25 protein-coding genes are annotated in these 26415 nt (G+C 31.3%); 15 read left to right on the top strand and 10 right to left on the bottom strand.

The annotated features are described in order from the left end of the window. From WG945_RS05865 to WG945_RS05850, 4 genes are read left to right on the top strand one after another with little or no spacing between them, the layout of a single operon-like run. The gene (locus WG945_RS05865; RefSeq protein ID WP_068450686.1) at positions 1 to 795 is read left to right on the top strand and encodes a phosphatidate cytidylyltransferase; all 795 of its coding nucleotides are present in this window, start codon (positions 1 to 3) and stop codon (positions 793 to 795) included. 2 nt (positions 796 to 797) lie between these two features. Next, the gene (locus WG945_RS05860; RefSeq protein WP_068450688.1) at positions 798 to 1454 is read left to right on the top strand and encodes a phosphatidylserine decarboxylase family protein; all 657 of its coding nucleotides are present in this window, start codon (positions 798 to 800) and stop codon (positions 1452 to 1454) included. A 6-nt stretch (positions 1455 to 1460) separates the two neighbouring features. After that, positions 1461 to 1727: an acyl-CoA-binding protein gene (locus WG945_RS05855; protein WP_068450690.1), complete on the top strand. Its 267-nt coding sequence runs from the start codon at positions 1461 to 1463 to the stop codon at positions 1725 to 1727. Between the two features lie 4 nt (positions 1728 to 1731). Next, the gene (locus tag WG945_RS05850; protein ID WP_068450692.1) at positions 1732 to 2361 is read left to right on the top strand and encodes a YceI family protein; all 630 of its coding nucleotides are present in this window, start codon (positions 1732 to 1734) and stop codon (positions 2359 to 2361) included. 6 nt (positions 2362 to 2367) lie between these two features. Here WG945_RS05850 and WG945_RS05845 read toward each other — a convergent pair whose 3' ends face one another. Beyond that, positions 2368 to 3243, bottom strand: a complete 876-nt coding sequence (locus tag WG945_RS05845; RefSeq protein WP_068450694.1) for a TIGR01777 family oxidoreductase — start codon at positions 3241 to 3243, stop codon at positions 2368 to 2370. A 124-nt stretch (positions 3244 to 3367) separates the two neighbouring features. Here WG945_RS05845 and WG945_RS05840 point away from each other — a divergent pair, with 124 nt between their 5' ends. Together WG945_RS05840 and WG945_RS05835 are read left to right on the top strand one after the other, a co-directional pair. Further along, positions 3368 to 4492, top strand: coding sequence for a vWA domain-containing protein (locus WG945_RS05840; protein WP_068450896.1), 1125 nt, complete (start codon positions 3368 to 3370; stop codon positions 4490 to 4492). Between the two features lie 67 nt (positions 4493 to 4559). Then, a complete protein-coding gene (locus tag WG945_RS05835) occupies positions 4560 to 6026 on the top strand; it encodes a magnesium chelatase (protein ID WP_068450696.1) in 1467 nt (488 codons plus the stop codon). Between the two features lie 4 nt (positions 6027 to 6030). Here the strand turns inward: WG945_RS05835 and WG945_RS05830 are convergent, their stop codons facing one another. Further along, positions 6031 to 6606, bottom strand: coding sequence for a YdeI/OmpD-associated family protein (locus tag WG945_RS05830; protein ID WP_068450698.1), 576 nt, complete (start codon positions 6604 to 6606; stop codon positions 6031 to 6033). A gap of 268 nt (positions 6607 to 6874) precedes the next feature. On the opposite strand from WG945_RS05830, the gene WG945_RS05825 reads away from it, so the two are divergent. Genes WG945_RS05825 through WG945_RS05815 form a run of 3 tightly spaced genes read left to right on the top strand, consistent with a single transcriptional unit; the run spans position 6875 to position 11145 of the window. Then, a complete protein-coding gene (locus tag WG945_RS05825; RefSeq protein WP_068450700.1) occupies positions 6875 to 8968 on the top strand; it encodes an HAD-IIB family hydrolase in 2094 nt (697 codons plus the stop codon). 11 nt (positions 8969 to 8979) lie between these two features. Beyond that, positions 8980 to 10254, top strand: a complete 1275-nt coding sequence (locus WG945_RS05820) for a glycosyltransferase (protein WP_068450703.1) — start codon at positions 8980 to 8982, stop codon at positions 10252 to 10254. Positions 10255 to 10263: 9 nt separating this feature from the next. Further along, complete coding sequence (locus WG945_RS05815) at positions 10264 to 11145, top strand: carbohydrate kinase family protein (RefSeq protein ID WP_068450705.1); 882 nt, start codon at positions 10264 to 10266, stop codon at positions 11143 to 11145. 113 nt (positions 11146 to 11258) lie between these two features. On the opposite strand, the gene WG945_RS05810 is transcribed toward WG945_RS05815, so the two are convergent. From WG945_RS05810 to WG945_RS05790, 5 genes are all read right to left on the bottom strand, one after another. Beyond that, positions 11259 to 11921 carry a hypothetical protein gene (locus tag WG945_RS05810; protein ID WP_068450707.1) on the bottom strand — a complete coding sequence of 221 codons (663 nt, stop codon included), beginning with the start codon at positions 11919 to 11921 and terminating at the stop codon, positions 11259 to 11261. 5 nt (positions 11922 to 11926) lie between these two features. After that, positions 11927 to 13252, bottom strand: a complete 1326-nt coding sequence (locus WG945_RS05805; protein ID WP_068450710.1) for a M28 family peptidase — start codon at positions 13250 to 13252, stop codon at positions 11927 to 11929. Between the two features lie 161 nt (positions 13253 to 13413). Further along, positions 13414 to 14364: a succinylglutamate desuccinylase/aspartoacylase family protein gene (locus WG945_RS05800; RefSeq protein WP_068450713.1), complete on the bottom strand. Its 951-nt coding sequence runs from the start codon at positions 14362 to 14364 to the stop codon at positions 13414 to 13416. Continuing rightward, positions 14354 to 15229 carry a 30S ribosomal protein S6--L-glutamate ligase gene (gene rimK, locus WG945_RS05795; RefSeq protein ID WP_068450715.1) on the bottom strand — a complete coding sequence of 292 codons (876 nt, stop codon included), beginning with the start codon at positions 15227 to 15229 and terminating at the stop codon, positions 14354 to 14356. Before rimK ends, WG945_RS05800 begins: the two co-directional genes overlap by 11 nt. Next, positions 15229 to 15666, bottom strand: a complete 438-nt coding sequence (locus tag WG945_RS05790; protein WP_068450718.1) for an ATP-dependent zinc protease — start codon at positions 15664 to 15666, stop codon at positions 15229 to 15231. The genes rimK and WG945_RS05790 overlap by 1 nt, the downstream gene beginning before the upstream one ends. A gap of 342 nt (positions 15667 to 16008) precedes the next feature. Here WG945_RS05790 and WG945_RS17735 point away from each other — a divergent pair, with 342 nt between their 5' ends. Both WG945_RS17735 and WG945_RS05785 read left to right on the top strand, forming a co-directional pair. After that, entirely contained in the window at positions 16009 to 16134 is a 126-nt protein-coding gene (locus tag WG945_RS17735) for an NAD(P)-binding domain-containing protein (protein ID WP_197482096.1), read from the top strand. Continuing rightward, positions 16106 to 16933 (top strand): NAD(P)-dependent oxidoreductase, encoded by an 828-nt coding sequence (locus WG945_RS05785; protein ID WP_197482097.1) that lies wholly within the window; start codon positions 16106 to 16108, stop codon positions 16931 to 16933. The genes WG945_RS17735 and WG945_RS05785 overlap by 29 nt, the downstream gene beginning before the upstream one ends. Positions 16934 to 17143: 210 nt before the next feature. On the opposite strand, the gene WG945_RS05780 is transcribed toward WG945_RS05785, so the two are convergent. Continuing rightward, on the bottom strand, positions 17144 to 18700 hold the full coding sequence (locus tag WG945_RS05780) for an NAD(P)/FAD-dependent oxidoreductase (protein ID WP_068450721.1): 1557 nt from the start codon (positions 18698 to 18700) through the stop codon (positions 17144 to 17146). A gap of 184 nt (positions 18701 to 18884) precedes the next feature. On the opposite strand from WG945_RS05780, the gene WG945_RS05775 reads away from it, so the two are divergent. The 4 genes from WG945_RS05775 to WG945_RS05760 all read left to right on the top strand — a co-directional run bounded on the left by WG945_RS05775 (position 18885) and on the right by WG945_RS05760 (position 24278). Further along, entirely contained in the window at positions 18885 to 19742 is an 858-nt protein-coding gene (locus tag WG945_RS05775) for a PPK2 family polyphosphate kinase (protein ID WP_068450723.1), read from the top strand. Between the two features lie 65 nt (positions 19743 to 19807). Next, the gene (locus tag WG945_RS05770) at positions 19808 to 20635 is read left to right on the top strand and encodes a 3'-5' exonuclease (protein WP_068450725.1); all 828 of its coding nucleotides are present in this window, start codon (positions 19808 to 19810) and stop codon (positions 20633 to 20635) included. Positions 20636 to 20701: 66 nt separating this feature from the next. Then, positions 20702 to 21187: an ABC transporter ATPase gene (locus WG945_RS05765; protein WP_068450727.1), complete on the top strand. Its 486-nt coding sequence runs from the start codon at positions 20702 to 20704 to the stop codon at positions 21185 to 21187. A 172-nt stretch (positions 21188 to 21359) separates the two neighbouring features. Further along, positions 21360 to 24278, top strand: a complete 2919-nt coding sequence (locus WG945_RS05760; RefSeq protein WP_068450898.1) for a glycoside hydrolase family 3 N-terminal domain-containing protein — start codon at positions 21360 to 21362, stop codon at positions 24276 to 24278. 134 nt (positions 24279 to 24412) lie between these two features. Here WG945_RS05760 and WG945_RS05755 read toward each other — a convergent pair whose 3' ends face one another. Both WG945_RS05755 and WG945_RS05750 read right to left on the bottom strand, forming a co-directional pair. After that, positions 24413 to 25471: a 1-acyl-sn-glycerol-3-phosphate acyltransferase gene (locus tag WG945_RS05755; RefSeq protein ID WP_068450728.1), complete on the bottom strand. Its 1059-nt coding sequence runs from the start codon at positions 25469 to 25471 to the stop codon at positions 24413 to 24415. Between the two features lie 12 nt (positions 25472 to 25483). Further along, positions 25484 to 26395 (bottom strand): bile acid:sodium symporter family protein, encoded by a 912-nt coding sequence (locus WG945_RS05750; protein WP_068450729.1) that lies wholly within the window; start codon positions 26393 to 26395, stop codon positions 25484 to 25486. Positions 26396 to 26415 lie beyond the last annotated feature (20 nt).

Below are 26415 nucleotides of genomic sequence, written 5' to 3'. Positions count from 1 at the left end.
ATGAGTAACCTTTTAAAAAGGAGTCTTTCAGGCATAATTTACGTTTTAATTTTTATATCAGCGATTCTTTTTTCAAAAGAATCGTATGTAGTTCTAACAACTATTTTTGGATTGTTATGTGTTTGGGAATTTTCTAAACTCATCAATTTTAAAGGGGCGATAGGTTATATTTTCTTTTGTTTAACATTGTTTTTAATGTTAAAAAGACCAGAAAGTTATGCAGTAATTATCATTTTAGGAATTACAATAATTTCCTCTTTATTTCTTATCTACTATTTATTTACTAAAAAAGAAATTTCTTTTTCTAATGATAGGTCTAAATCAGGTTTACTAATTAGGTATCCTATTTTTTCTATGATCTTTCTAATCCTTTTGCCTATTTACAAAGAAACTTATAACCCACATTTAATAATTTCTATTTTAATTATGATTTGGGTAAATGATAGTTTTGCTTTTTTAGTAGGTAAGAATTTTGGGAAAAGAAAATTGTTTGTTTCGGTTTCACCAAAAAAAACACAAGAAGGGTTTTTAGGTGGTTTGGCTTTTGCTTTAATTGCTGCCTATATAATTAGTAAGTTAAATACCGATTTTACAGTAGTAAATTGGTTAGTTATAGCTGTTATTGTTAGTGTAATTGGTACGATTGGAGATTTAGTAGAGTCTAAATTTAAAAGACAAGCCAATATAAAAGATAGTGGTACTATTATGCCTGGTCATGGTGGTATTTTGGATAGATTGGATAGTTTGTTATTTGCAGCGCCATTTGTATATTTGTATATTAATTTTATAATTTAAGTATGATTCGTTTTCACAAAGAAGGATATAAAATAATTGTTATTACCTTTATAATAACAATAGTAGGTGTACTATTGGCAGATAATTTAATAGATATAACATGGCTTGTTAAAGCAATTCAAGTTTTATTACTTGCTTTTTTAGTGATTGTACTACAGTTTTTTAGAAACCCTAAAAGAGTTGCTCCTTTAAATGACAACGTATTAGTTGCGCCAGTAGATGGTAAAGTTGTTGTTATAGAAGAAGTAGAAGAACCAGAATACTTTAAAGGAAAAAGATTACAAGTTTCAATTTTTATGTCTCCAATTAACGTACATGTTACAAGGTATGCAATGAGTGGAGTTGTAAAATATAGTAAGTATCATCCAGGAAAATACTTGGTTGCATGGCACCCGAAAGCATCTACAGAAAATGAAAGAACTACTGTAGTTGTTAATAATACTGCTTTTGGTGATGTTTTATACAGACAAATTGCGGGTGCATTGGCTAAAAGAATTGTTAATTATGCAAAAGTTGGTGATACAGCGGTGCAAGGTGCAGATGCAGGTTTTATTAAATTTGGTTCTAGAGTAGACCTTTTTCTTCCATTAGGTACAAAGTTAAACGTATCTTTAAATGATAAAGTAAAAGGAGGAGTTCAAATAATTGCAGAAAAATAATAAGGGATGGAATCTGATTTAGATAAAGAGTTTAATGACGCTTTCTATAAAATTTCTAAATTAGAAAAGGTCATTGCTCCAGACATCATGCTAAAATTTTATGCCTATAACAAGCAAGCAAATTTTGGTAACAAGTTTTCTTTTAATGATGAGCATAACGTAAGAAGTGCTTTTAAATTGAATGCTTGGATGCAATTAAATGGTATGAAATCTGACGTAGCGAAGCAAGAATATATTAATTTAGCAAATACAGTTTTAAACACTAAAAAATAACATTATGAAAAGAGTCGTAGTTTTATCATTATTAATGATTGTAGCATTTAATTTTTCATCTTGTAAATCAGATAAAAAATCTGATGAAAAAGGAGATGATACAATTAAAGCTAAAAAAAGTGCCGTAGTTTTTTCTTTAGAAAAAGCACAAAATGATATTAACTTTGTAGCATATAAAACTACAGAGAAAATACCTGTAGGTGGTAAATTTAATACCGTAGATATTATTTCTGGTGGAGAAGGTAGTACTATTAAAGAAGCCATTAATAATACAGAATTTTCAATTCCTGTAAGTAGTATTTTTACTAAAGATACAAGCAGAGATTTTAAAATTCAAAAATTATTCTTTGGTGTTATGGAGAATACAAAATTACTTTCTGGTAAGTTAATGATAACAGATGCTACTAATGGTGTTGCAGAAATTAAAATGAACGGAGTTACAGAAAAAGTAGCTTTTACCTATACAATAGAAGGGAAAGTTTTTAATATGAAAGCTACTATGGATGTTACCAATTGGAATGGATCTGCAGCTTTAGCATCATTAAATGAGGCTTGTTTAGATTTACACAAAGGTGCAGACGGAGTTTCTAAAACTTGGAGTGATGTTGCTTTAAATATTACTTCTACTTTTTAAGAAGAATTATAAATTATTCAACGCTTTTTTAAGTGTTTCAAATCGAAAAGAATAACCGTTCTTTTCGATTTTTTTTGCCGAAATTTTACTTCCTTCTAGTAATATTTTTGCCATTTCTCCAAATATAAGTTTCAGCATAAAACTAGGTACTCCAATACCTATATAAGGTTTGTTGATGCTTTTAGCTAGTTCTTTAGAAAATGTTATGCTTGTGTGATGCTCTGGAGCAACTGCGTTAAAAATACCTTCTAAATTTTCTTCAATGGCTTTTATATAGATTGCACACAAATCATCTAAATGAATCCATGGTAAAAATTGTTTTCCAGAACCTAAAGGAGTTATAATAGGAGTTTTCATTTTGTCTAGTGCACCGCCATTATCCGTTAAAACAATACCTGTTCTTAAAATTGTGACAGGAATGTTTTTTGTTGAAAATTGGTGCGCTGCGTTTTCCCATTTTTGGCAAACATCACCTAAAAAATCAGTGCCTGCATTATCTGTTTCTTGGTATATTTTATTTGTAGTGATGGCACCATAATAACCAACTCCAGATGCAGAAATAAAACCTTTTAAATTAATTTTAAGCTCAGAGATTTTATCAAAAAGTAAATTGGCACTTTTAACCCTGCTGTTAATTATTACTTCTTTTCTTTCTTTGGTCCAACGTTTGTCTGCAATTCCTGCTCCTGCTAAATGAATTATATAGTCGGTATTTAAAAGCGCTTTTTCATCAACATAATTAGAAGAGATATCCCATTTAAATTCGTTTTCATTTTTGGGACTTCTACTTAAAATTACAACGTCGTGTTTTTTATCAATCAGTAATTTTGATAATCTTTTGCCGACTAAACCTGTACCACCTGTTATAATTATTTTTGCCATATGGTAAAGATAATTATTTTTTGTTTAATGTTTTTAAAATTTTATAAAACAAATTTATGCTTACATATATTAAACCAATGTTAATCTTTATCTTTCATCCGTATAAAACTGTACTTTTATGGTGATGAAAAACAATAACAAAAGAAAAGGTTTTGTCTTTAAAACTTATGAAGCAGAAAATCAATCTCCTTTCGAAAAATTATTCGAAATTTTTAAGGAATTGATTACACATACTTCTGGTGATTTTGATGAAGCGATAGATTGGTTACGTTCTTTAGACAAAGAATATAAATTGACCGATGAAAATTATACCATAGATGATTTTATTGAAGATTTAAAGAAGAAAGGCTATATAAAAGAGGAGATTAAAGGTGATGGAACTGGTGGTACTAAGATTACTCCAAAAACAGAACGTGCCATTCGTCAGCAAGCGTTGAATCATATCTTTGGAAAAATAAAAAGAAGTGGTTCTGGTAACCATAAAAGCAAATCTCCTGGAATAGGAGATGAACATACCGGAGATTTAAGAGCGTATCAATTTGGAGATTCATTAGACAAGGTTTCGGTTACAGAAAGCATTAGAAATGCACAAATTAATAACGGAATTGATAATTTTAATTTAACCGAAAATGATTTGGTGGTGGAAGAAACCATGCATAAAAGCCAAATGAGTACGGTTTTAATGATTGATATTAGTCATTCTATGATTTTATATGGAGAAGACAGAATTACTCCTGCTAAAAAAGTAGCCATGGCCTTGGCAGAATTAATTACTACACGTTACCCAAAAGACACCTTAGATATTATTGTTTTTGGTAATGATGCTTGGGCAATTAAAATTAAAGATCTACCATATTTACAAGTAGGACCTTATCATACAAATACAGTTGCTGGTTTACAATTAGCAATGGATTTATTGAGAAGAAAAAGAAATACCAACAAACAAATTTTTATGATTACCGATGGAAAGCCAAGTTGTTTGCGTTTACCAGACGGACAATATTATAAAAATAGTAATGGCTTAGATAAGTATATTGTAAACAAATGTTATGCAATGGCGCAACAAGCTAGAAAATTACACATTCCAATTACCACTTTTATGATTGCTCAAGATCCATATTTAATGCAGTTTATAAAAGCGTTTACAAAAGCGAATCAAGGAAAAGCTTTTTATACGGGTTTAAAAGGTTTGGGAGAAATGATTTTTGAAGATTACGAAACCAATAGAAAAAAGAGAATTAAAGGTTAAAAAAGAAACTAGAATAAAGATTAAAGAGCATGAGTAATATCTTTTTTCTTGCATCTAAAACAAAAACATGAATTTAGAAAATATAAAAACATTAGGCGAATTAGTGAAATCTGGATATACATCTAGATCTATAAAAGACGAGTTAAGAGAAAATCTTATTAGTAAAATAAAAAGTAAAGAAACCGTTTTTAAAGGAGTGCATGGGTATGAGAATACGGTGATTCCAGAATTAGAACGAGCTATTTTGAGCAAACATAATATTAATTTATTAGGTTTAAGAGGGCAAGCAAAAACACGTTTGGCTAGATTGATGGTCGATTTATTGGATGAATATATTCCGGTGGTTACAGGTTCTGAAATTAACGATGATCCTTTAAACCCTATTTCTAGATTTGCCATTGAGTTGATTAAAGAAAAAGGAGATGCAACTCCCATTTATTGGATGCACAGAAACGAACGTTTTGCAGAGAAATTGGCTACGCCAGATGTTACTGTAGCAGATATTATTGGTGATGTAGATCCTGTAAAAGCAGCAAACTTAAAATTGAGTTATGCAGATGATAGAGTTATTCATTACGGAATGATTCCACGTGCTAACAGATGTATTTTTGTAATTAATGAATTACCAGATTTACAAGCTAGAATTCAGGTTGCGCTTTTCAATATTTTACAAGAAGGAGATATTCAAATTAGAGGATTTAAATTACGCTTACCTTTAGATATGCAATTTGTGTTTACAGCAAATCCGGAAGATTATACCAATAGAGGAAGTATCGTTACCCCTCTAAAAGATAGAATTGGTTCGCAAATTTTAACACATTATCCAGAGGATATTGAAACAGCTAAAACAATTACACAGCAAGAAGCAAACAAGGTTGGTTCTCAAAAGGAATTTATTTCAGTACCAGAGTTGGCAAAAGACTTGTTAGAACAAATTGTTTTTGAAGCAAGAGAAAGTGAGTATATCGATGCTAAAAGTGGGGTAAGTGCCCGTTTAAGTATTTCTGCTTTCGAGAATTTATTAAGTACAGCAGAAAGAAGAGCTCTACTTTCGGGTGATGAAAAAACAATGATTCGTTTAAATGATTTCGACGGAATTATTCCTGCAATTACAGGAAAAGTGGAGTTGGTCTATGAAGGAGAACAAGAAGGAGCGCAAGTAGTAGCAGAAACATTAATTAAAAATGCTATTAAGACATTATTTCCAAGTTATTTTCCGGAGATAAAAAAATTAGAGAAACAAGAAGAAGAATCTCCTTATGATGATATTATTTCGTGGTTTTTTAACGCTGATGAAGATTTTGAATTGTTAGATGAGCATACAGGAGCAGAATACAAAGCAGAGTTAGATAAGGTAAAACCGTTAGATGCTTTCCTTAAAAAGCATCAACCAAATATGAATGAAGCAGATGCTTATTTTGTAAAAGAATTTATTCTTTGGGCATTAGTAGAGTTTAAAAAACTTAGCAAATATCGTTTTGCAGAAGGAACTCAATTTAAAGATCCTTATGGTAATTTTATAAGTGGTCTCTAATTAATTACCTCGTTCCACGAGTTTTAATATTTTTACTACACAACCGAATTATTTCTATAATTCGGTTTTTTCTTGTGGTTTCTCTTTTTGCTTGATGTATCCAGTATAAATAATGCTTTCTATAACTTGGGGCAAAGTTTTTAAAATTGGTATAAGCGGTTTCGTTTTTAGCAAAGGCAAGTTGTAAATCATTTGGTACGATTCCTTTTTCTACCGTATCCAAGACTGTCCAAGAACCATTTTGTTTTGCAACTTCTATAATATCTAATCCACTTTGGTGCATTAAATTATTAGCAATTAAATTTTTAATATGCTTTTTATTTACGGCACTCCAAACACTTTTTTGTTTCCTTGGGCAAAAATATTGCCTACGTTTTCCATCGCCTAAACTTTTTACAGTAGCATCTATCCAACCAAAACATAAGGCAACTTTTACCGCATCTTCCCAACGCATAGATTCCTCTATATTTTCTACTTTATAAAATATAAGGTAAACCCCTTTGGATAAATCATAATTTTTAGACAACCAATTACGCCATTCAATATCATTTTTAAAGTAAAATTCTTCTATTTCTTTCATGATTTTTAGATCCTAAAATTACCTCTTTGTGTTTTTTGTGTAATTTTTGCTAATTGAAATTTATAATTATAGCGGGGTGTTTATAAAGAGAGGTAAAATAACGAAAATAATTTTTATCATTCTTTATTTACTATTTTTTGATGGTCATAATTATCACAATCATAAAAATTAAACTAGAAATAACGATAGGAGTCTTAACTTTTGTTTGCTCTTTAATTTTTAATTAAATTCAGTGTTATTAATGATTCTCTCTTAAAAACACAATGAAATGACCGTAAATAGCTTAAATGTTGAAAATAAAATAAAACTATTATCATTTGATATTGATAATACCTTAATTGATTTTCATACCTATAAAAGTAATTTTAAAAAAATATGGGAAAAGTATCAAGATCAAACCGATGCAATCTTAACCTATAATACAGGACGTTTAATAGAGGACGTTTTAGATTTAATCGATAAAAAGGTACTTCCGGAACCAGGTTATATTATTTCTGGAGTGGGTACACATATTTATAATTATAAAAAAGGTGCCATTGAAAAAGAATTTAATGATGTTTTGGATGATGGATGGAATCTTGATTCGGTAGAAAATATTGTTCAAAAAATTACCCATCCTATAAGTGATCAACCAAGTAAATTTCAGCACTCGTATAAGAGAAGTTATTTTTTTCATGATGCAAGCAATGACTTGATAGATGAAATAGCGCAAGATTTTGCGGATGCCAATATGGATGTAAACGTGGTGTATTCTGGTAATAAGTTTTTAGACATTTTACCCAAATGGGCAAATAAAGGAAACGCACTACAATGGCTGTTAAGAAGATTAGATTTAAAATCAGATCAAGTTTTAGTTGCAGGTGATAGTGGTAATGATTCTGCGATGTTCGATTTAAAAGAGGTTTCAGGTATTGTAGTTGCCAATGCTCATGATGAACTATATCTGTATACAAAACATAAAAAAGTGTATCATACAGAAAAAGAAAAAGGAGATGGTATTATAGAAGGATTAATTTTCTATGAAATCTTACCAAAAGACGCCCTTGAAGATACTAAAATTGATCATTCAGAAGATTTCTTTATCAAAAAGGAATTAGACAATATTGCTTTAGAAGATGATGATGAAAAAATAGCATTAATTCAAGAAGGTTATGTAAAAGCAATAGAAGCGTTAAGAAAAAATATTACGCCACTTGGTTTTTCAGCCTGTTCTATAAAAGACAATATTCCGAATGGTACCGATGAAAATTATCATAGTGTTTGGGCTAGAGATGGCGCCATAACAGTAATTGGTTCGCTGTCTTTAATAGAAGATGAAGAGATACACCAATGCCAGAGACAAACCTTAATAACCTTGCTAGAAAATATTTCTAGAAACGGACAAATCCCAGCAAATGTTAGATTAAAAGATGGTGAGCCAGATTATTCTGGAGTTGGTGGTATTTGTTCTATAGATAGTGGTATTTGGGTGGTTATTGCTTTCTACGAATATGTAAATGTTACCAAAGACATTCAGTTTTTAAGAAAATATATTGGAGATATAAAAGAAACCATGCGTTGGTTGGGCGCTCATGATAGTAATAATGATGCACTTTTAGAAATTCCTGAAGCAGGAGATTGGACGGATTTATTTGGTAGAAGTTACAATATTTTATACGATGAAATTCTTTGGTATCGCTCTAATGTTTGTTTCGGACGTATGTTAGAGATGTTAGGTAATCATGAAGATGCAGGAGAATATATCAGATGGTCTCAGGTGATAAAAAAAGAGATTGTTCAAAATTTTTGGCCTTCTACTCAGCAAAAAATATTTCAATCGGTTTCTTTTGCCGAAAAGCAATTTACCTTAGGAGATACTTCTTATTTAATAGCGCAAACCACACCCTTCGATTTTAGTTGGCGTTGCGATGTTTTAGGGAATGTTTTAGCCTTTTTACACGGAACCATAGATGCTGAAAAAGCACATCAAACTTTTAAGTTTATGTTAGGTGTTGGGGTAAATGATCCTTTTCCTGTTGCAAATGTATATCCGGTTGTAAGTCCTGGAGATCCAGATTGGAAGCCTTATTACACCGTAAACCTTCTGAATTTACCAAATCATTATCACAATGGTGGTATTTGGCCTTTTGTGGGCGGATTTTGGGTAAAGTTTGTAAATAAATTAGGCTTTAAAGATGTTGCTATTGCAGAGTTGCACAAGCTAGCGCTTATTAACAAAGAAGGAATTAATGAAGAATGGGAGTTTACAGAATGGGCACACGGAACTACCGGTAAACCTATGGGAAAAGCATATCAAGCATGGTCTGCAGCTCAATACATCTCAGCTTGTAATGATATAAAAATAATGAAAACTAAAAACTAAAAACTAGAAATATGAAATCAATATTAATGATCTCTTTACACGGATATGTTGGAGCAAATGCTGAATTAGGAAAACCAGATACAGGAGGTCAAGTAGTATATGTATTAGAATTAGCAGATAGATTTAGTCGATTAGGAAAACGTGTAGATTTGGTAACACGGCAGTTTGAAGATCAACCAGAATATGACCACGTAGATGATAATTTTAATGTGTGGAGAATCCCTTTTGGAGGTAAAAAATTCATCAGAAAAGAAGATATGCACGATCATCTTAAAAAATTTGTGACCAATACATTGGCTGCGATAAAAAAAGAAAACAAGAAATATGATGTGGTGTATTCTCATTATTGGGATGCAGGTTGGGCAGGACAAAAAATTGCAGAAGAATTAGGAATTTGTCATGTACATACACCACACTCTTTAGGTTGGTGGAAACAGCACTCTATGGGAAGTGATATGGATGAGAAAGAGATGGAGAAAACTTATCGATTTAAAGAGCGTATCAGAAAAGAATATTTTGTGTATCAGATGTGTAATTTTGTCATTGCTACCACGCTTCCTCAAGTAGATTTATTAGTACAGCAATATGATGTGTTGTCTCGAAATTGTAGCATGATTCCTCCCGGAATTGATGAAAATAGGTTTTTCCCTGTTCCGTCTAAAGAGAATGATAAAATTCGATTAAAATATGATATCAAGCCAACCGATATTTTAGCGTTGGGTAGAATGGCGCATAATAAAGGCTATGATTTGTTATTGCACGCTTTACCTACTGTTTTTGAGTTGTGTCCGGAAGCGAGATTAGTTGCGGCAATTGGAGGAGATTCGCAACAAGATAGAGACGGAATAGAGAAGTTAAAAGAATTAGCCCAAGAATTGGGAGTAATGGATAAAATTAAGTGGAAAAATTACATTGCTGATGAAGATTTAGCAAACGTATATAGATCTGCAAGTGTTTTTGTAATGCCTTCTAGATATGAACCTTTTGGCATGGTTGCTATTGAGGCAATGGCTTGCGGAACACCAAGTGTAATAACTGTTCACGGAGGTTTATATGATTTAATTGACTTTGGAAATCAAGGTTTATTTGCAGATCCACACAGACCAAAAGAATTTGGAGCAATGATGGCAATGCCTCTTTTATATCCAAAATTAAGAAATGAAATGTCTGTAGAAGGGGCTCGTTTTGCGCGTCGTAATTTTGGTTGGACGGGAATTGCTAAAAGAATGCTAGCTATTTTTTCTAGCTCTATTAGTCAAAGAACTTCTGAGTCTAATATTTATTAAAATCTATGTATGTCTAAAATTGTATGTTTTGGTGAAGTTTTATGGGATGTTTTTCCTACTCATAAAAAAATAGGAGGAGCCCCTTTAAATGTTGCCGTTCGTTTAAAATCTTTTAACAATGATGTTGCCATGATTAGTGCTGTTGGTAATGATGTTTTAGGTAAAACGATTTTGAAATACATCAATGACTTAAAAATAAACGCTGAAGCTGTAGAAGTTTTAGAAGAGTTTACAACTGGGGAAGTTGCTGTGTCCTTAAACGAAAAGGGTGCAGCAACTTATAAAATAGTGCATCCAAAAGCGTGGGATAAAATTCCATTTACAGCAAAATCATCAGAATTGGTAAAACAAGCTGATGCTTTTGTTTTTGGAAGTTTAATTACAAGAGACGATGTTTCTAAGAATACACTTTACCAACTATTAGAATTGGCTAAATATGCTGTTTTTGATGTGAATTTAAGAGCGCCTTTTTATAACAATGAAATTCTTATTGATTTAATGTGTAAAGCTGATTTTATAAAATTTAATGATGACGAATTGTATGAGATAAGTGCTTTTTTAGGCTCTCCATTTCATAATTTAGAGCAAAACATACACTTTATAGCAGAAAAAACTAAAACAGCACATATATGTGTTACCAAAGGAGAACATGGTGCTGTTTTATTATATAATCATCAGTTGTATTATAATAGTGGCTATCAAATAAAAGTAAAAGATACTGTTGGATCTGGAGATTCTTTTTTAGCATCATTAATAAGTAAATTAATAAATGGTGCATCACCACAAAAAGCAATTGATTTTGCTTGTGCAGTAGGAGCATTGGTTGCAGAAAAAGAAGGAGCAAACCCAATAATAACTGAAAAAGAAATTTTAGATTTTAGCAGAGTATAATTTATTCAATTATTTTAATTCATCTAAAAAAGGCTTTAATTCTAATAACGTTATATCATCACGTTTTCTTAATTCTTTTAAAAACCAAGCTTTGTGTCCGGCACCATAAGTAATTAAAATACGTTTATTTTATGCTTATATTTCTGTAAAACTTTTTCAATATTCCAATAATGTGCAATATTAATATTGTTCCAACCACCAAGACCTAATTCTTCATTAAAAAGTCTGTTGTAAGCTCCTAATCCAATATTAGAAATACTATCATACGTATTGGTGTGTATAAAATAAGGGTCATTTCTGTTACCTGTAAGAGTCATAATAGAATCAGATTTTCTATTTGCGTCTCTATATTGTTTCCAATCAGATTTTCGTAAAGTATCTCTGCTAATGGCTCTTAATTTTTGTTGTCTATCTTTTGCCATAGAAGCAGACCAACCAGCAGTTGGTATAATTTCAAAATCCATCGTTTTAGATAACGGAAAAATTACTTCTGTATATTCAGGAAAACGTAAAACTCTAGGTTCAGAAATAGAATCGTCTCTTTTAAAACCTTCCATCGCTTCTTTAAATCTATTTGGCGGAATTTCAGTTAAAATAAGATCGGGTTTAATTTCTTGAATTAGTTTTGTTAGTTTTTCTATAGAATATTCTTCTGAAGTTAAATGACTACCATGTATCGTTCCTAATACTAAAACTTCATTCTTTTTATCTTTTGTACAGCTAAAAAGTAAAAAGATAAAACTAAGGGTAAAAAGACTTTTAATTATTGTTTTCATATTTATTATCTTAAAATTTTATTCGGAAAAATAACTACACTTTCGTGTCCATTCTCTCCAATAGCAGCAATACCAAAAAAGAAATTATCTATCACAATTCCATCTAAAGTAAACTCGGTAGTTTCTACATATCTAGAATGATCCCAAGTAGGGGAAGTGGTATCACGCCAATAAATTTTATAACCTTTTGCACCAGCTACTTTATTCCATTTTAATTTTACAGAAGCTTCTACAATACCACCAATAGCTACTTCTTTTGGAGCTTCTGGAGCCCATGCTAAATTGGCCATTGTAATGGCGTTTACTGCAGTCAATTTTTTTGCATACTCAAAATTCACATGCTCAAAAGTATCCCCGTATTTTATACCGTTTTCAGTTCTAATATCTTGATGTTGTTGCGTGTAGTTTTCATGTGCTTCCATAATTCTAATACCAGCAAAACCTAAATCATTAAAAGGTCTGTGATGTCCTCCACGTCCAAATCTATCCAATCTATAAATCATCATCGGATTCATTTCTGGCATATAGGTTTTTACATTTTTGTGAATATACCTTGCCAATTGTCTAGAAATTCCATCTACTTCACCACCATAAAACCTGCGCATTTTACGTTGGGTTTCAGTTTCATTAGCAGGTACCGGTTCCGAGAAAATTCTAAAACTACGATTGTCAATTACACCATCTACCCCTTTTATATTTCCAATCATATCGTTGTTTAAAACGCCAATAATATCCCAATCTTTTTCTTTTGCATATTTTGCCAAACCTGCTCCACCAAACAAACCTTGTTCTTCACCAGAAAGACCAACATAAACAATACTGCTTTCAAATTGATATTTACTTAACACTCTTGCAGCTTCTATAGTACCTGCCATTCCAGAAGCATTGTCATTTGCACCAGGAGCGTCTGTTGTAAAATCCATTGTATCACTTGCACGAGAATCAATATCTCCACTCATAATAATATAGCTGTTTGGGTATTTTGTTCCTTTTTGAATCGCTACAACATTTACTATCCAAGCATCATGAGGAACTCTTCTATTGCCCTCTTTAGTAACAAAATCCTTTTGATAAAAAGTGCTTATACAATTATTGCAATTGTTAGAAATTGCATCAAATTCAGATTTTATCCAACGTCTTGCTGCGCCAATTCCATGAGTGGAAGAAATTGTATCAGAAAAAGTATTTCTTGTGCCAAACTCGGTTAATGTTTTTATATCTGCTTTAATGCTATCCGCAGAAATAGTATTTATAATATCGTAAATTCTTTGGTCTGTTTGAGCAGAAAGTGATAACGTGATAAATAAAAAAAGGAGTGTCGTTTTTTTCATAATTTTATGGTCTTTAATACTCGAAAGGGGCTTTGATAACATTTATTCAAAATTTTGCTCTAATATACAGCCTTTTTAAAAAAAGAAACCACTTCAATAAAATTGAAATGGTTTTAAATTTATTATTTAGTTAATCTTATTGTAAACTAGATTTCTAAGGATTATTCTTCTACACTTACATGAAACAAAGCATCACCTTTATTTACAATTGGTGTTTTATTAATACAGAAAATATGACAATCAAATGGTGCATAAATTTTCTTTTTAAACTCCCCAAAAGGATCTTGAATAACACCTAAAACTTCTCTTTTTTTCACAAAACTTCCGTTGGCAACTCTAATTTTAAACATTCCAGAATCAGAAGATCTTATCCATTTTGCTTTATGCACAAAAACGGGTGTTGCTTTTACGGTAATGTCTCCTTCAATTAAGCCTAAACGGATTAATACATTTTTAGTTCCGTTTACACCTTCGTTAATAATTGTAGGACTTAGTTCTTTTGATTTTCCCCCTTCGAAAAGTAAAACGGTTTTACCCATTTTATGTAATGTATCTCTTAGGGATTTAGTAATATTTTCAGAAAAAACAATCATTGGAGGGTTAAAAACCTTAGCCAATTCTAATGCTTTTTCATCTTCTTTACTACATCTTATTTGTGCAATATTATCGCGATCTCCACCACCTGTATGAAAATCGATAACGTAATCTACAATCGGAGCAATTTCTTTAGTAAATTGATATGCAAATTGACTAGCTAATGAGCCTCCTGCAGAACCAGGAAACATTCTATTTAAATCACGTCCGTCAGGAAACTCTCTAGTTTGAATTAAATAGCCGAAAATATTAAAAACAGGAATACAAATAATGGTTCCGGTTTTTGGTTTATTAATTTTTAAATTAATGATTTCTCTAATAATTCCTACTCCATTTGTTTCATCACCATGAATACCTGCAAGCAATAAAACAACAGGTCCAGGATTATTGGAACGTTCTATAATTATAGGAACCTTAACAGTAGTTCTTGTATGTAATTTTGCTACTTCTAAATCTAAAACGGTACGCTTTCCTAAAGGAATTACTTTTCCTAAAAGAACAAATGGTTTATTCGACATGAATTTCTAAATAACGAATGATTTCTTTGGCAATGTTTTTTCCTGTTGCAACCTCAATACCTTCTAAACCAGGAGAAGAGTTTACTTCTAAAACCAAAGGTCCTTTAGAGGATTGTAACATATCTACACCAGCAACACCTAAGCCTAACGCTTTTGTTGCTTTTAAAGCAGTTTTTTCTTCTTCGTCTGTTAATTCTATAACTGTAGCATTACCACCTCTGTGTAAGTTAGAACGGAATTCTCCTTCTTTACCTTGACGTTTCATGGCTCCAATTACTTTACCATCAACTACAAAGGCTCTAATATCTGCACCACCAGCTTCTTTAATAAATTCTTGCGCAATTACTCTTGCACCTAAACCATTAAAAGCTTCTAAAACAGAAGTTGCTGCATTTTTAGTTTCTGCTAATACAACACCTAAACCTTGTGTTCCTTCTAATAATTTTAAAATTAAAGGAGCTCCACCAACAGATTCTACTACGTGTTCTACGTCTTTTGTATAGTTTGTGAAAACCGTTTTTGGTAATCCAACACCTGCTCTTGCTAAAATTTGTAAACTACTTAATTTATCTCTAGACTTTACTAAGGCTTGTGAAGAAACAGCAGAAAATACTTTCATCATTTCAAACTGTCTAATAACAGCTGTTCCGTAAAAAGTTACAGAAGCACCAATTCTTGGTATAATGGCATCAATATTCTCTAAATATTCTCCTTTATAAAATATTTTTGGAGACCTTTTTTCAATCTCAATGTTACATTTTAAATGATCTACAACAATTACTTCATGCTTTCTTTTGGTGGCAGCTTCAACTAATCTTCTTGTAGAATACAATTTAGGATTCCTAGACAGAATTACGATTCTCATTATATGTTATTTTTTAATTTGTGTGATAGGTTTGTCTTTGAGGTGTCTATCACAAATTTTTTATTTAGAAATTTTCTTCCAAGCAATATAGGAAACTTCATGTCTTTACGTTCACTTAATGTTAAATGAATTGGAAAAGTTTTATTAAAAATTACAATTTCAGTTTCAATTAAAAATCTTTGTTCTGAAATTCCATTGGAACTTTTTACAAATTTAGAAGCATAATTTTTGGTAGTAAATTCTTTGTTGTTATAAAATGAATGCTCTGGATCTAATAATTTAAACCTAATAAAGTTTTTATTATCTATAGTGATTTCTTCAATGTTAGAACAATGTATTGATGATGTGTAAGCACCTGAATCAATTTTTAAATCAATGTCTTGTAAATGAAGTTCCGGAAAATCTGCTTTATCAACACGACCAATAGTTATTTTCATATATTATTTTAAACAGCTGTAAAATTAGTGATAGTTATTCGATATCTATATAAAATGAAAAAAAATATAAAGAATTATCAAATAATAAATCTAAAGATATGGTTTTTAAAAATTAAATAAATTTTTGTCCTTTTATTGTACATATAAATAGGTAATATATATAATTAAGAAAAAAATAATAAAATTTTTCTTGAGATTGCTTTTCTTTTTATAAAAACAAAATTTGTTTTTATACTATTGATAAAGATGTTTCTTTAGCTTATTTTCTGTTTTATTAATAGAGCACGTTTTCTGAAGTAAAAAAATAGTTAACCTAAAAAGATATTTTATAGGTGGTAATAGATGCATATCTTTGCACTTCTAATAATAAATATAAGAATTAATATGAAAAAACCTACTATCGGATTTATCGGACTTGGCCTTATGGGTGGTAACATGGTTGAAAATCTGCAAAAAAAGAGGTTATGAGTTAACAGTAATGGACCTTAATAAAGAAGAGGTTGCAACTGTAGTGGCTCGTGGTAATGCTACCGTAGCTAACTCTCCTAAGGAATTAGCAGAAAAAAGTGATATTATAATGTTCTGTTTAACGACATCTGCTGTGGTTGAAAAGATCGTTTATGGAGAAGAAGGAATTTTAGCAGGTATCAAAGAAGGTGCTGTTTTAATTGATTTCGGAACTTCAATTCCTGCGTCTACTATTAAGATTGGTAAAGATCTTGCAAGTAAAGGAGCAGGTATGATAGATGCGCCTCTTGGTCGTACACCAGCACATGCTAAAGACGGATTACTTAATATTATGGCAGCTGGTGAGAAAGCTACTTTTGATAAAGTAAAACCAGTTTTAGACGAGCAAGGAGAAAATGTATTTTACTTAGGTGCTTTAGGAGCAGGTCATACAACTAAGTTGATTAACAACTTTATGGGGATGACTACTGTTGTTGCTATGTCTCAGGCTTTTGCAGCAGCAAAACTTGCAGGTGTAGATACTCAGCAATTGTTTGACATTATGTCTTCTGGACCGTCGAACTCTCCATTTATGAAATTCTGTAAAAATTACGCAGTAGATAACGTAAGTGATTTAGGTTTTTCTATAGCAAATGCAAATAAAGATTTAGGATATTTTGTTCAGATGATGAATGATTTAGGTACTACTTCTAAAATAGCAGAAGCTACTTCAGAAAACCTTAAAGCAGCTGTTGCAGCTGATATGGGAAGCGGAAATGTTCCTGAAATTTTCGATTACTTTACAAGTTTAAAGAAATAAATATTCCCGCAATAGCGGAAGTATAAAATAGATTTTTGATGTTTATGTCAAAATGAAATAAAAATACCTCGAGGCATTGCTTCGAGGTATTTTTGTTTTTTAAAGGATTTACAAAATGTAAACTTTAATTATTTTTGATAAAAAATGTATAATGAATTATGAACTTAAAATACTAATTCTTGTTGTAAATTTCTGAAGCCAGTTTTTAGACTACAATTTTGCAATGGCAGCTTCTGCACAACGCTCTCCATCCATGGCTGCAGAAACAATTCCGCCAGCATAACCACCACCTTCTCCACAAGGATACAAACCTTCTATTTCGGTATGTTCTAAATTTTCTTTTCTAGGGATGTTTACCGGTGATGAAGTTCTAGATTCTACACCAATAACATTTGCTTCATTGGTATAATAACCATGCATTTTTTGTCCGAATGCAGCAAAACCTTTTCGCAGTCTACCACCAATAATTTTTGGTAATAAAGAATGTAAAGGCGCCGATTTTAAACCTGGTTGATACGAACAATCATTTAAATCGTTAGAAAGTCTACCATCAACAAAATCTACCAATCTTTGTGCAGGTGCAGTTTGTGTTCTTCCGCCTGCAAAAAACGCTATTTTTTCTAAATCTTTTTGAAACTCTAATCCTTTTAAAGGACCAAATTCCTCATATTTTTTAAAATCTTTATCAATATCTAATTCAACAACAATTCCCGAATTTGCAAATCGGTTATTTCTACGAGAAGGAGACATTCCGTTTACAACAACCTCTCCATTGGCAGTAGCCGCAGGTACAATAAATCCACCAGGACACATACAAAAAGAATAAACCCCTCTATTATTTACTTGATGTACCAAACTATAAGCAGCAGCAGGTAAAAGCTCGTCTCTTTCTCCCGAACAATGATATTGAATCTGGTCTATAATTTCTTGCGGATGTTCTACACGAACTCCCATAGCAAAAGATTTTGCTTTTAAAGCAATTTCTTTTTTGTGTAGCAATTCGTAAATATCTCTTGCAGAATGTCCGGTTGCCAAAATAACTGAATTTACAGCCATTTCGGTTCCATTCTTTAAATGAATAGCTTGTAATTTATTATTCTTTACCGTAAAATCTGTAACACGAGTTTCAAAATGAATTTCGCCTCCATATTTTAAAATGTTCTCACGAACATTCTCTATAATTTTTGGTAATTTATTGGTTCCTATATGTGGATGCGCATCTACCAAAATTTGTTCTGTAGCTCCATGAAAAACTAAGTTTTCAAAAATTCTACGAACATCACCACGTTTTAGAGAACGTGTGTAGAGTTTACCATCAGAATAGGTTCCTGCGCCACCTTCACCAAAACAATAATTAGAATCTTCGTTTACAAAATGATCTTGATTAATTGCTTTTAAATCTCTTCTTCTATCTTGTACATTTTTTCCACGTTCTAGAACTACAGGTTTATAACCTAATTCTATACAACGTAAAGCCGCGTACATTCCTGCAGGTCCAAAACCAATAATATGTATTTCTTTGGCATTAGAAACATCTTTGTACTCAAAAATATAATCAGATTTCTCTGGTACTTTTTCGTTGATGTAAACCGCTACTTTGTAATTAAATATGATGTCTTTTTTACGAGCATCTATAGATTTACGAAGTACTTTAACGGCAGAAATTTCACTTTTATCAAGCCCTAATTGTTTAGAAGCTTTGTATAATAAGATGTTTTCTTTACGTTCTTCTATTAAATTTACTCGAAGTTGAATTTCTTTTACCATTTGGCAAAAATAACAAAATTTAAAGGTTAATAAATAAATAACTTTATGCTAAAATTATGATTTACATATTTTATTTTTTATAATTTTAAATAAGGATTGTCTTGTGGATATTATTCTCATAAAATGTTATGAAAATAAAGGTAAAAATCACTAATTTATCTATCTTTAAAAAATATTTGAAAGGATGCTAGACAAAGATAAATATAAGGTAAAAAGTAACATTCAACTTGCTGATTTTAATACCAAAGAGGTCATTGAAAAGGCAGAGAAAAAACTTAAGAAAATTAGAAAAAAGTTAAGTAAAATTCAAGATACGATGTATGCTGAAGGCAAATATAGTATGTTAATTTGCTTACAAGGAATGGATACTTCTGGTAAAGACAGCTTAATTAGAGAGGTTTTTAAAGATGTAAATGCACGTGGAGTAGAGGTGCATAGTTTTAAGGTACCAACAGAGTTAGAGTTGAAACACGATTTTTTGTGGCGCCATTATATTGCATTACCTGCAAAAGGAAAAATTGGTGTTTTTAATAGAACGCATTATGAAAACGTGTTGGTTACAAGAGTGCATCCAAACTATGTTTTTGGAGAGAATATTCCAACAATAAACACGTTAGAAGATATAAATGATGAATTCTACCATAATAGAATGGACAGAATTAATGATTTTGAAAAACATATTGTTGACAGTGGAACCATTGTTTTAAAATTCTTTTTAAATTTATCTAAAGAAGAACAAAAAAACAGGTTGTTACGTAGATTGAATTTGCCTGCTAAAAATTGGAAATTTTCTGCTGGTGATTTAAAAGAACGTAAACTTTGGGACAAGTATCAGTTTTGTTATGAAGATTTGTTAAACAGAACTTCAAAAGAGAACGCACCTTGGTATGTAATTCCTGCAGATGATAAACCAACAGCAAGATTCCTTTTAGCGGATATTGTATTAGAAGAGTTAAAAAAATATAATTTTAAAGAGCCTACATTGCCTGCAAAAATTCAGGATCAAGTAGCAGCATTTAAAGCACAATTAAATAACGAATAGTTCTCGTCTGCACTCGATGTGACAATTATGTTTCCTCGAGGGAGTTGAGAAGTCAAACAAAATAGATGAATTTAAATTTAACAAAACCAATCGTATTTTTCGATTTAGAAACAACAGGAGTAAATATTGCAACAGATAAAGTAGTTGAAATAGCCATTTTAAAAGTATTTCCAAATGGGAATAAAGAAAGTAAAACGTGGTTGGTAAATCCAGAAATGGAAATTCCACAAGGTTCTATAGATGTACATGGAATTACCAATGAAAAAGTAGCTTCAGAACCAACTTTTAAAGAATTAGCACCAAAAATTAATGAAATGATTGCAGATTCTGATTTGGCAGGTTTTAATTCTAATCGTTTTGATATCCCGCTTTTAGCGGAAGAATTAATGCGAGCTGGTATCGATTTTGATATGAAAAATAGAAAGGCAATTGATGTGCAGGTTATTTTTCATAAAAAAGAACAAAGAACGTTAAGTGCTGGTTATCAATTTTACTGTGGTAAAGAATTAGAAGGTGCACACGGAGCAGAAGCAGATACCAATGCTACGTACGAAATTTTGTTAGCGCAATTAGATAAATATACAGATATTGAAAACACTGTAGATGCGTTAAGTGAATACTCTACGCACGGAGAAAGAGCAGATTTTGCAGGTTTTATTTTGATGAATGACAAAAAACAAGAAGTTTTTTCTTTCGGAAAATATAAAGGTAGAACAGTAGAAGAGGTGTTTACAGAAAACCCAGGGTATAATAACTGGATGCAAAATGCAGACTTTCCTTTGTATACTAAAAAGGTTTTAAAAGAAATAAAAGAAAGAATGTCTGCGCCTAAAAAGCAAATGTCTGATAAAGAAAAGTTAGAGGCTTTACAGCAGAAATTTAATTTAAGATAGGTAATTAGAAGGTTCGGTTTTTAGACAGAAATCCAACAATCTAGTAATCACATAATCTAGAAAAAAATGTTTACAGAATATAAAAATTTACCAAACAATTCTCGTGTTTGGATATACCAAGCAGATAGAGAATTTACAGAGAATGAAATAAACTTTATTTCAGAAAAAGCAGAAGACTTTATTAACCAATGGACGCGTCATGGTGACGATTTAAAAGGCTCTTTTATTATCAAATACAATCAGTTTTTGGTGTTGGCAGTAGATGAAAGTTTTAACAATGTTTCTGGTTGTTCTATAGATAGTTCGGTTCGTTTTATTAAAGAATTAGAAAACGAATTACAATTAGATTTAATGGACAAAATGAATGTTACTTTTAAAGATAATGACAATATTAACTTAGTAAAGTTGTTTGATTTTCAGAAGTTTGCAAAAGAGCAAAAAGTAACTGCAGAAACAATTGTGTTTAACAATATGGTAGACACCAAAGAAGACTTTGAAAACAATTGGGAAATTCCCGCAAAAGATAGTTGGCACAAACGTTTTTTGGTGTAAAAATTGTATTAAAATTATTGAATTCAGTTAGCAAATTGTGGCGTTAAGGATAGAGCGGTCTGTTTAAGCTCTTTTTTAAGTTTCAGTTCGTGGTAATTACACGAACTGAAACTTAAAAAAAGCGAGTAGCGAAAGCCTGTTAAAACGCCCAAAAAATATGTCCAAAAATAATATGAAGAAAGAGTTATTAATAATCGTTTTTATAAGTTTTATTTTTAATTTATCTGGTCAAAGTGTAGATCCTTTAAGAACAAAAGATGCAGAGGCGCAAGATATTTGGGTAGATAGTATTCTAAAAAATATGTCTATTGATGAAAAAATTGGTCAGCTTTTTATGATCCAAGCTTATTCTAACAAAGACAAAAAACACGAAGATTATATTACAAATATGATTCAAAAATATCATGTGGGTAATTTAATTTTTATGCAAGGAACTCCAAAAAAACAAGCAGTACTTACTAATACATTTCAAGATGCGGCAAAAGTGCCTTTATTAATTGGTTTTGATGGAGAGTGGGGCTTAGACATGCGTTTAAAAGATACCTATAGATTTCCTTGGAACATGACTTTGGGAGCTATTAAAAAAGATTCTTTAATTACTGAATTCGGTAAGCATTTGGGAATGCATTGTAAGCGATTGGGAATTCATGTAAACTTTGCGCCAGTTGTAGATATTAATACCAACCCAGAAAACCCAATTATTGGAAATAGGTCTTTTGGTGAAGATAAAGAAAACGTAACCCAAAAAGCAATTGCGTTTACAAAAGGTATGCAAAGTCAAGGAGTTTTGGCAAATGCAAAACATTTTCCTGGGCATGGAGATACCGCAACAGATTCTCACCATACATTACCCGTTTTAAATTTTGATTTGGCGCGTTTAGATTCTGTTGAATTGTATCCGTATAAAAGGGTGTTTGATGCTGGTATGGCAAGTGTTATGACGGCACATTTAAGTATTGCGAGTTTAGAGCCAGATAGTAGATTACCTACTTCTTTGTCTAAAAATGTGGTGACTAATTTATTACAGCAAAAATTAGGTTTTTTAGGTTTGGTTATTACCGATGGTTTAAATATGAAAGGTGCTGCAAATTATGCAACTTCTGCAGAAATTAATTTGGCTGCCATACAGGCAGGGAATGATTTATTGTTAATTCCGCAAGAGATTCCTGCTACAGTAAACATGATTAAAAAGGCTATTGAGTTGAAGACTCTAACGGAAGAAAGAGTCAATTTTTCTGTTCGTAAAATATTAAGAGCAAAATATTGGGCAGGTTTAAATAATTATAAACCGGTAGTGTTAGAAAACCTTCATGAAGACTTAAATTCAATTCAAGATGAATTATTACATAGAGAGTTGGTAAAGAATTCTTTAACTGTTATTAAAAATAAAAACTACAATATATCTGTTACAAATTTAGAAGAAAGAAAAATTGCCTATGTAAAATTAGGAGACGATTCTGGATATTCTTTTATTGAGATGCTTCAAAAATATGGGCAAGTAGATCAGGTTTACAGTGAAAATTTAGACGGACTTATAAAAAAATTGAAACCTTATAATTTGGTTATAGTTGGTTTTCATAAATCGAACTCAAACCCATGGAAAAGTTATAAGTTTACAAATAAAGAGTTGGTTTGGTTGCAAGAAATATCTAGAGAGAATAATGTAATTTTAGATGTTTTTGCAAGTCCTTACAGTTTATTACAAGTAAAATCTTTTACAAATATAGAAGGTATCATTGTGTCTTACCAAAATAGTAAATTGGCCCAAGAACTTTCTGCTCAATTAATTTTTGGAGCTTTCGGAGCAAAAGGGAAGTTGCCTGTTTCTATTAAAAATGATTTTTTAGAAGGTAGCGGTTTTTTCACCTCAAATCTAAGTAGGTTTGAATATACCATACCAGAAGCAGCTCAATTATCTTCTATCAAATTAAAAAAGATAGATTCTTTAGCTACCATTATTTTAAAGGAAAAAATGGCACCAGGTTTTCAGGTTGTAGTGGCAAGACACGGTAAAATTGTTTTAGAGAAAAGTTACGGGCATCACACAGATGATACGTCTAGAAAAGTAAAAAATTCTGACGTGTATGATTTGGCTTCCCTTACCAAAATTTTAGCGTCTTTACCTTTGGTGATGAAAGCAGAGGAAGAAAAGAAAATTTCTTTAAATGAAAAACTTCAAGATCTTTTACCAGGTTTTAAAAACTCTAATAAAGCAGCGGTTTCTGTTAGAGAAATTCTTTCTCACTACGGACGTTTAAAAGCGTGGATTCCTTTTTATGTGGCAACTCAAGATAGTATAACGCATAAAAATTTACCTGCTTTTTATAGTAATAAACAATCGGAAAGATTTTCACTAAACGTGGCAAAAAACTTATATATAAATAAGAGTTATAAAGACAGTATTTATAAATATATTAAAGATGCAGACCAAAGAACAACTGCCGGCTATAAATACAGCGATTTAGGTTATTATTTATTACAAGAAGCCATAGAGAATGAGTATCAAAAACCTTTAAATACCTTGGTAGATGAAGAGTTTTATCAATCTTTAGGAGCTAATAGAACTACTTATTTACCGCTTCAAAAGTTTCCAGCAGAAGAAATTATACCTACCGAAAAAGACAATTACTACCGCAACCAATTAGTACAAGGTTATGTGCATGATATGGGAGCTGCCATGTTGGGTGGTGTAGGTGGTCATGCAGGTTTATTTGCCAATGCAAACGATGTGGCAAAAATTATGCAGATGTATTTACAGAAAGGGTATTATGGTGGTAAAAGGTATTTAAAAACAGAAACCTTAGATAAATTTAACCATCGTTATTTTTCTGATATGCAGGTGCGTAGAGGTTTAGGTTTCGATAAACCGCAGTTAAACCCTAAAGTAAAAGCAACTTGTGGTTGTGTTTCAGACGAGAGTTTTGGGCATTCTGGTTTTACAGGTACTTACACTTGGGCAGATCCACAAAGCGGAATTGTATATGTATTTTTGTCTAATAGAGTGTATCCAACGGCTGCAAACAGAAGTTTGGTAAATAGCAATATGCGTACAATAATTCAGCAAGTAATACAAGATGCTATTATAAATTAAGCGGTATAAAATATTCTTTTTTAGAAGCTATTACCTGCTTTTCGCACTCGCTTTTTTTATTCAGAAAAAGAATAAAAAAGAGCTCAAACAAATGCTGCAATCAGGGCTAAACTTGGTTGCAGCATTTGTTTGTTTTAAGAGTTAGCTTCTGTATTTGTTGGTGACAACTTGCTATATATAAATATTATAAAACAGCTAAAAGTAAAATAAAAGAGTCCTATTTTGTTGCCAAAGAAATACGAAACTATAAAAGATTGGAGTGCATAAAAAACAGGTAAAATAAACAGGTTGTAGGTAAACCTAAAAGTATCTACAAAATCGATATCTGGATTCTTTTTTGCTTGTTTTTTGTAAATTAGATAATGAATCAAACTATTTAGAAGAATTAAATAGTACAATGGTTTTAAATAGTTTTTAGAGCCTTCTTTTTTAGGTGGAAATGTATTTGTCTTAATCATTTCTTGTACTTTTTTTACTTCTGTAAAATCTACTTGAGCATCATTTAGCTTTGCTAAAGTAGTAGCATAGTTTTCATCTTTTTCTATATGAACAGTGAGTTCTTTTAACTGACTTACAACTTCATTTTTTAGAATGTTTATCGATTTACTTGGAATATTGTTGGCATAAATTTTACTGGCATCAATTGGTTTTCCGTAATGTAAAGCTGCTTTACAAGGAAAATGAGACGCATTTTGATAGGTAAGTCCAACAGGTACTACTTGTATCTGTAAATCAGGATATTTTTCAATAGCTCCATATACAATTCTAGTAAACCCCTTACTTAAAGGTCTTACGGTTCTGTCTCTACAATCGCTACCTTCGGGAAAAATCATTAAAGATTTTCCTCTATTAAAAATGTCATAACATTTATTAAAAACTTCTTGATTTTTTGCCAACTGATCGATGCCATCTCGCATTCTATAAATGGCAATTAGGTTTAAAGAATTTAGTATCTTTTCTATAATAGGATTTTTAAAAGCTGCAGCTTTTACTAAAAAATAACTCGCTCTAGGATTGTTGGTTGTAACAATTAATGGATCTATCAAGCCGTTTGGGTGGTTTATAGCAAAAAGTACAGCCCCTTTTTTGGGCACATTTCTTAAACCAACTACTTTTATTTTTTTAGTGTAAAAAATGAGTCCGAGTTTAACGTACAAACGTACTAGACGAAACCATATTTGTGAAACTTCCATGTTTTTTAATAATTATTTTAAAGATGATTTTCTGCCCCAATAAGTCGCTAGTGCCATGCCAGAAAAGACATCCCAAACTCCCCAAAAAGCAGCCAATAAAGCCATTCCTCCTAAACCTTCAAAGAAACCAAAAATAAGTAATAAGCCTAAACCACCGTTCTGTATACCTGTTTCCATGGCAATTGTTTTACAATCTTTTTTATTCAATTTAAAACTTTTTGCGGTATAAAACCCTAAGATATTGGCAAAAATATTATGAAAAATCACTAAGAATAATACATGATGAATATGATGTATAAAAACCTCTAAATTTTGAGAAAAAGCAATAAAAATTAAAGCGATAAAAACCAACATAGATAAGGGTTTTAAGACTTTTTCAATTTTGTGTGCCATTTCAGGGTGGTAGTATCTTATAAGCATTCCAAGAATTAAAGGGATTCCTAAAATGATAGAAACGAGTTTAAATAAATCATACGGATTTAAAGAAACCGTTTTTAAAATTTGATTGGTAGGTTCATATAAACTTCCCCAGAATTGTAAATTCAAAGGAGTCATAACAATGCAAATTAAGGTTGCAAAAGCTGTTAAACTTACTGATAAGGCAGCATTTCCTCCAGCCATTTTACTAAAAAAATTAGAAACATTTCCGCCAGGGCAAGCAGCAATCATCATCATCCCTAATGCAAAACTAGGATGAGGTTTTAGTATTAAAATAATTAAAAATGTTGCGGCAGGTAATAATACAAATTGTGATAAAACTCCTACAAAAACTATTTTAGGGTTTTTAAAAAGTCTTTTAAAATCTTTTACAGAAATACCTAGAGCAACACCAAACATAATAATGGCAATCGCTATGTTTAAAGCCCATAAACCACTTTCATCAAAGTTTATTTTTATATCGTCTATATCTATGATATTCTGCATTTTTAGAGGTTTGAAAGTGA

Origin of the sequence: Polaribacter atrinae (assembly GCF_038023995.1) — a bacterium.
Lineage (GTDB): Bacteria > Bacteroidota > Bacteroidia > Flavobacteriales > Flavobacteriaceae > Polaribacter > Polaribacter atrinae.
This window is presented reverse-complemented; position numbering and strand designations above follow the sequence as displayed.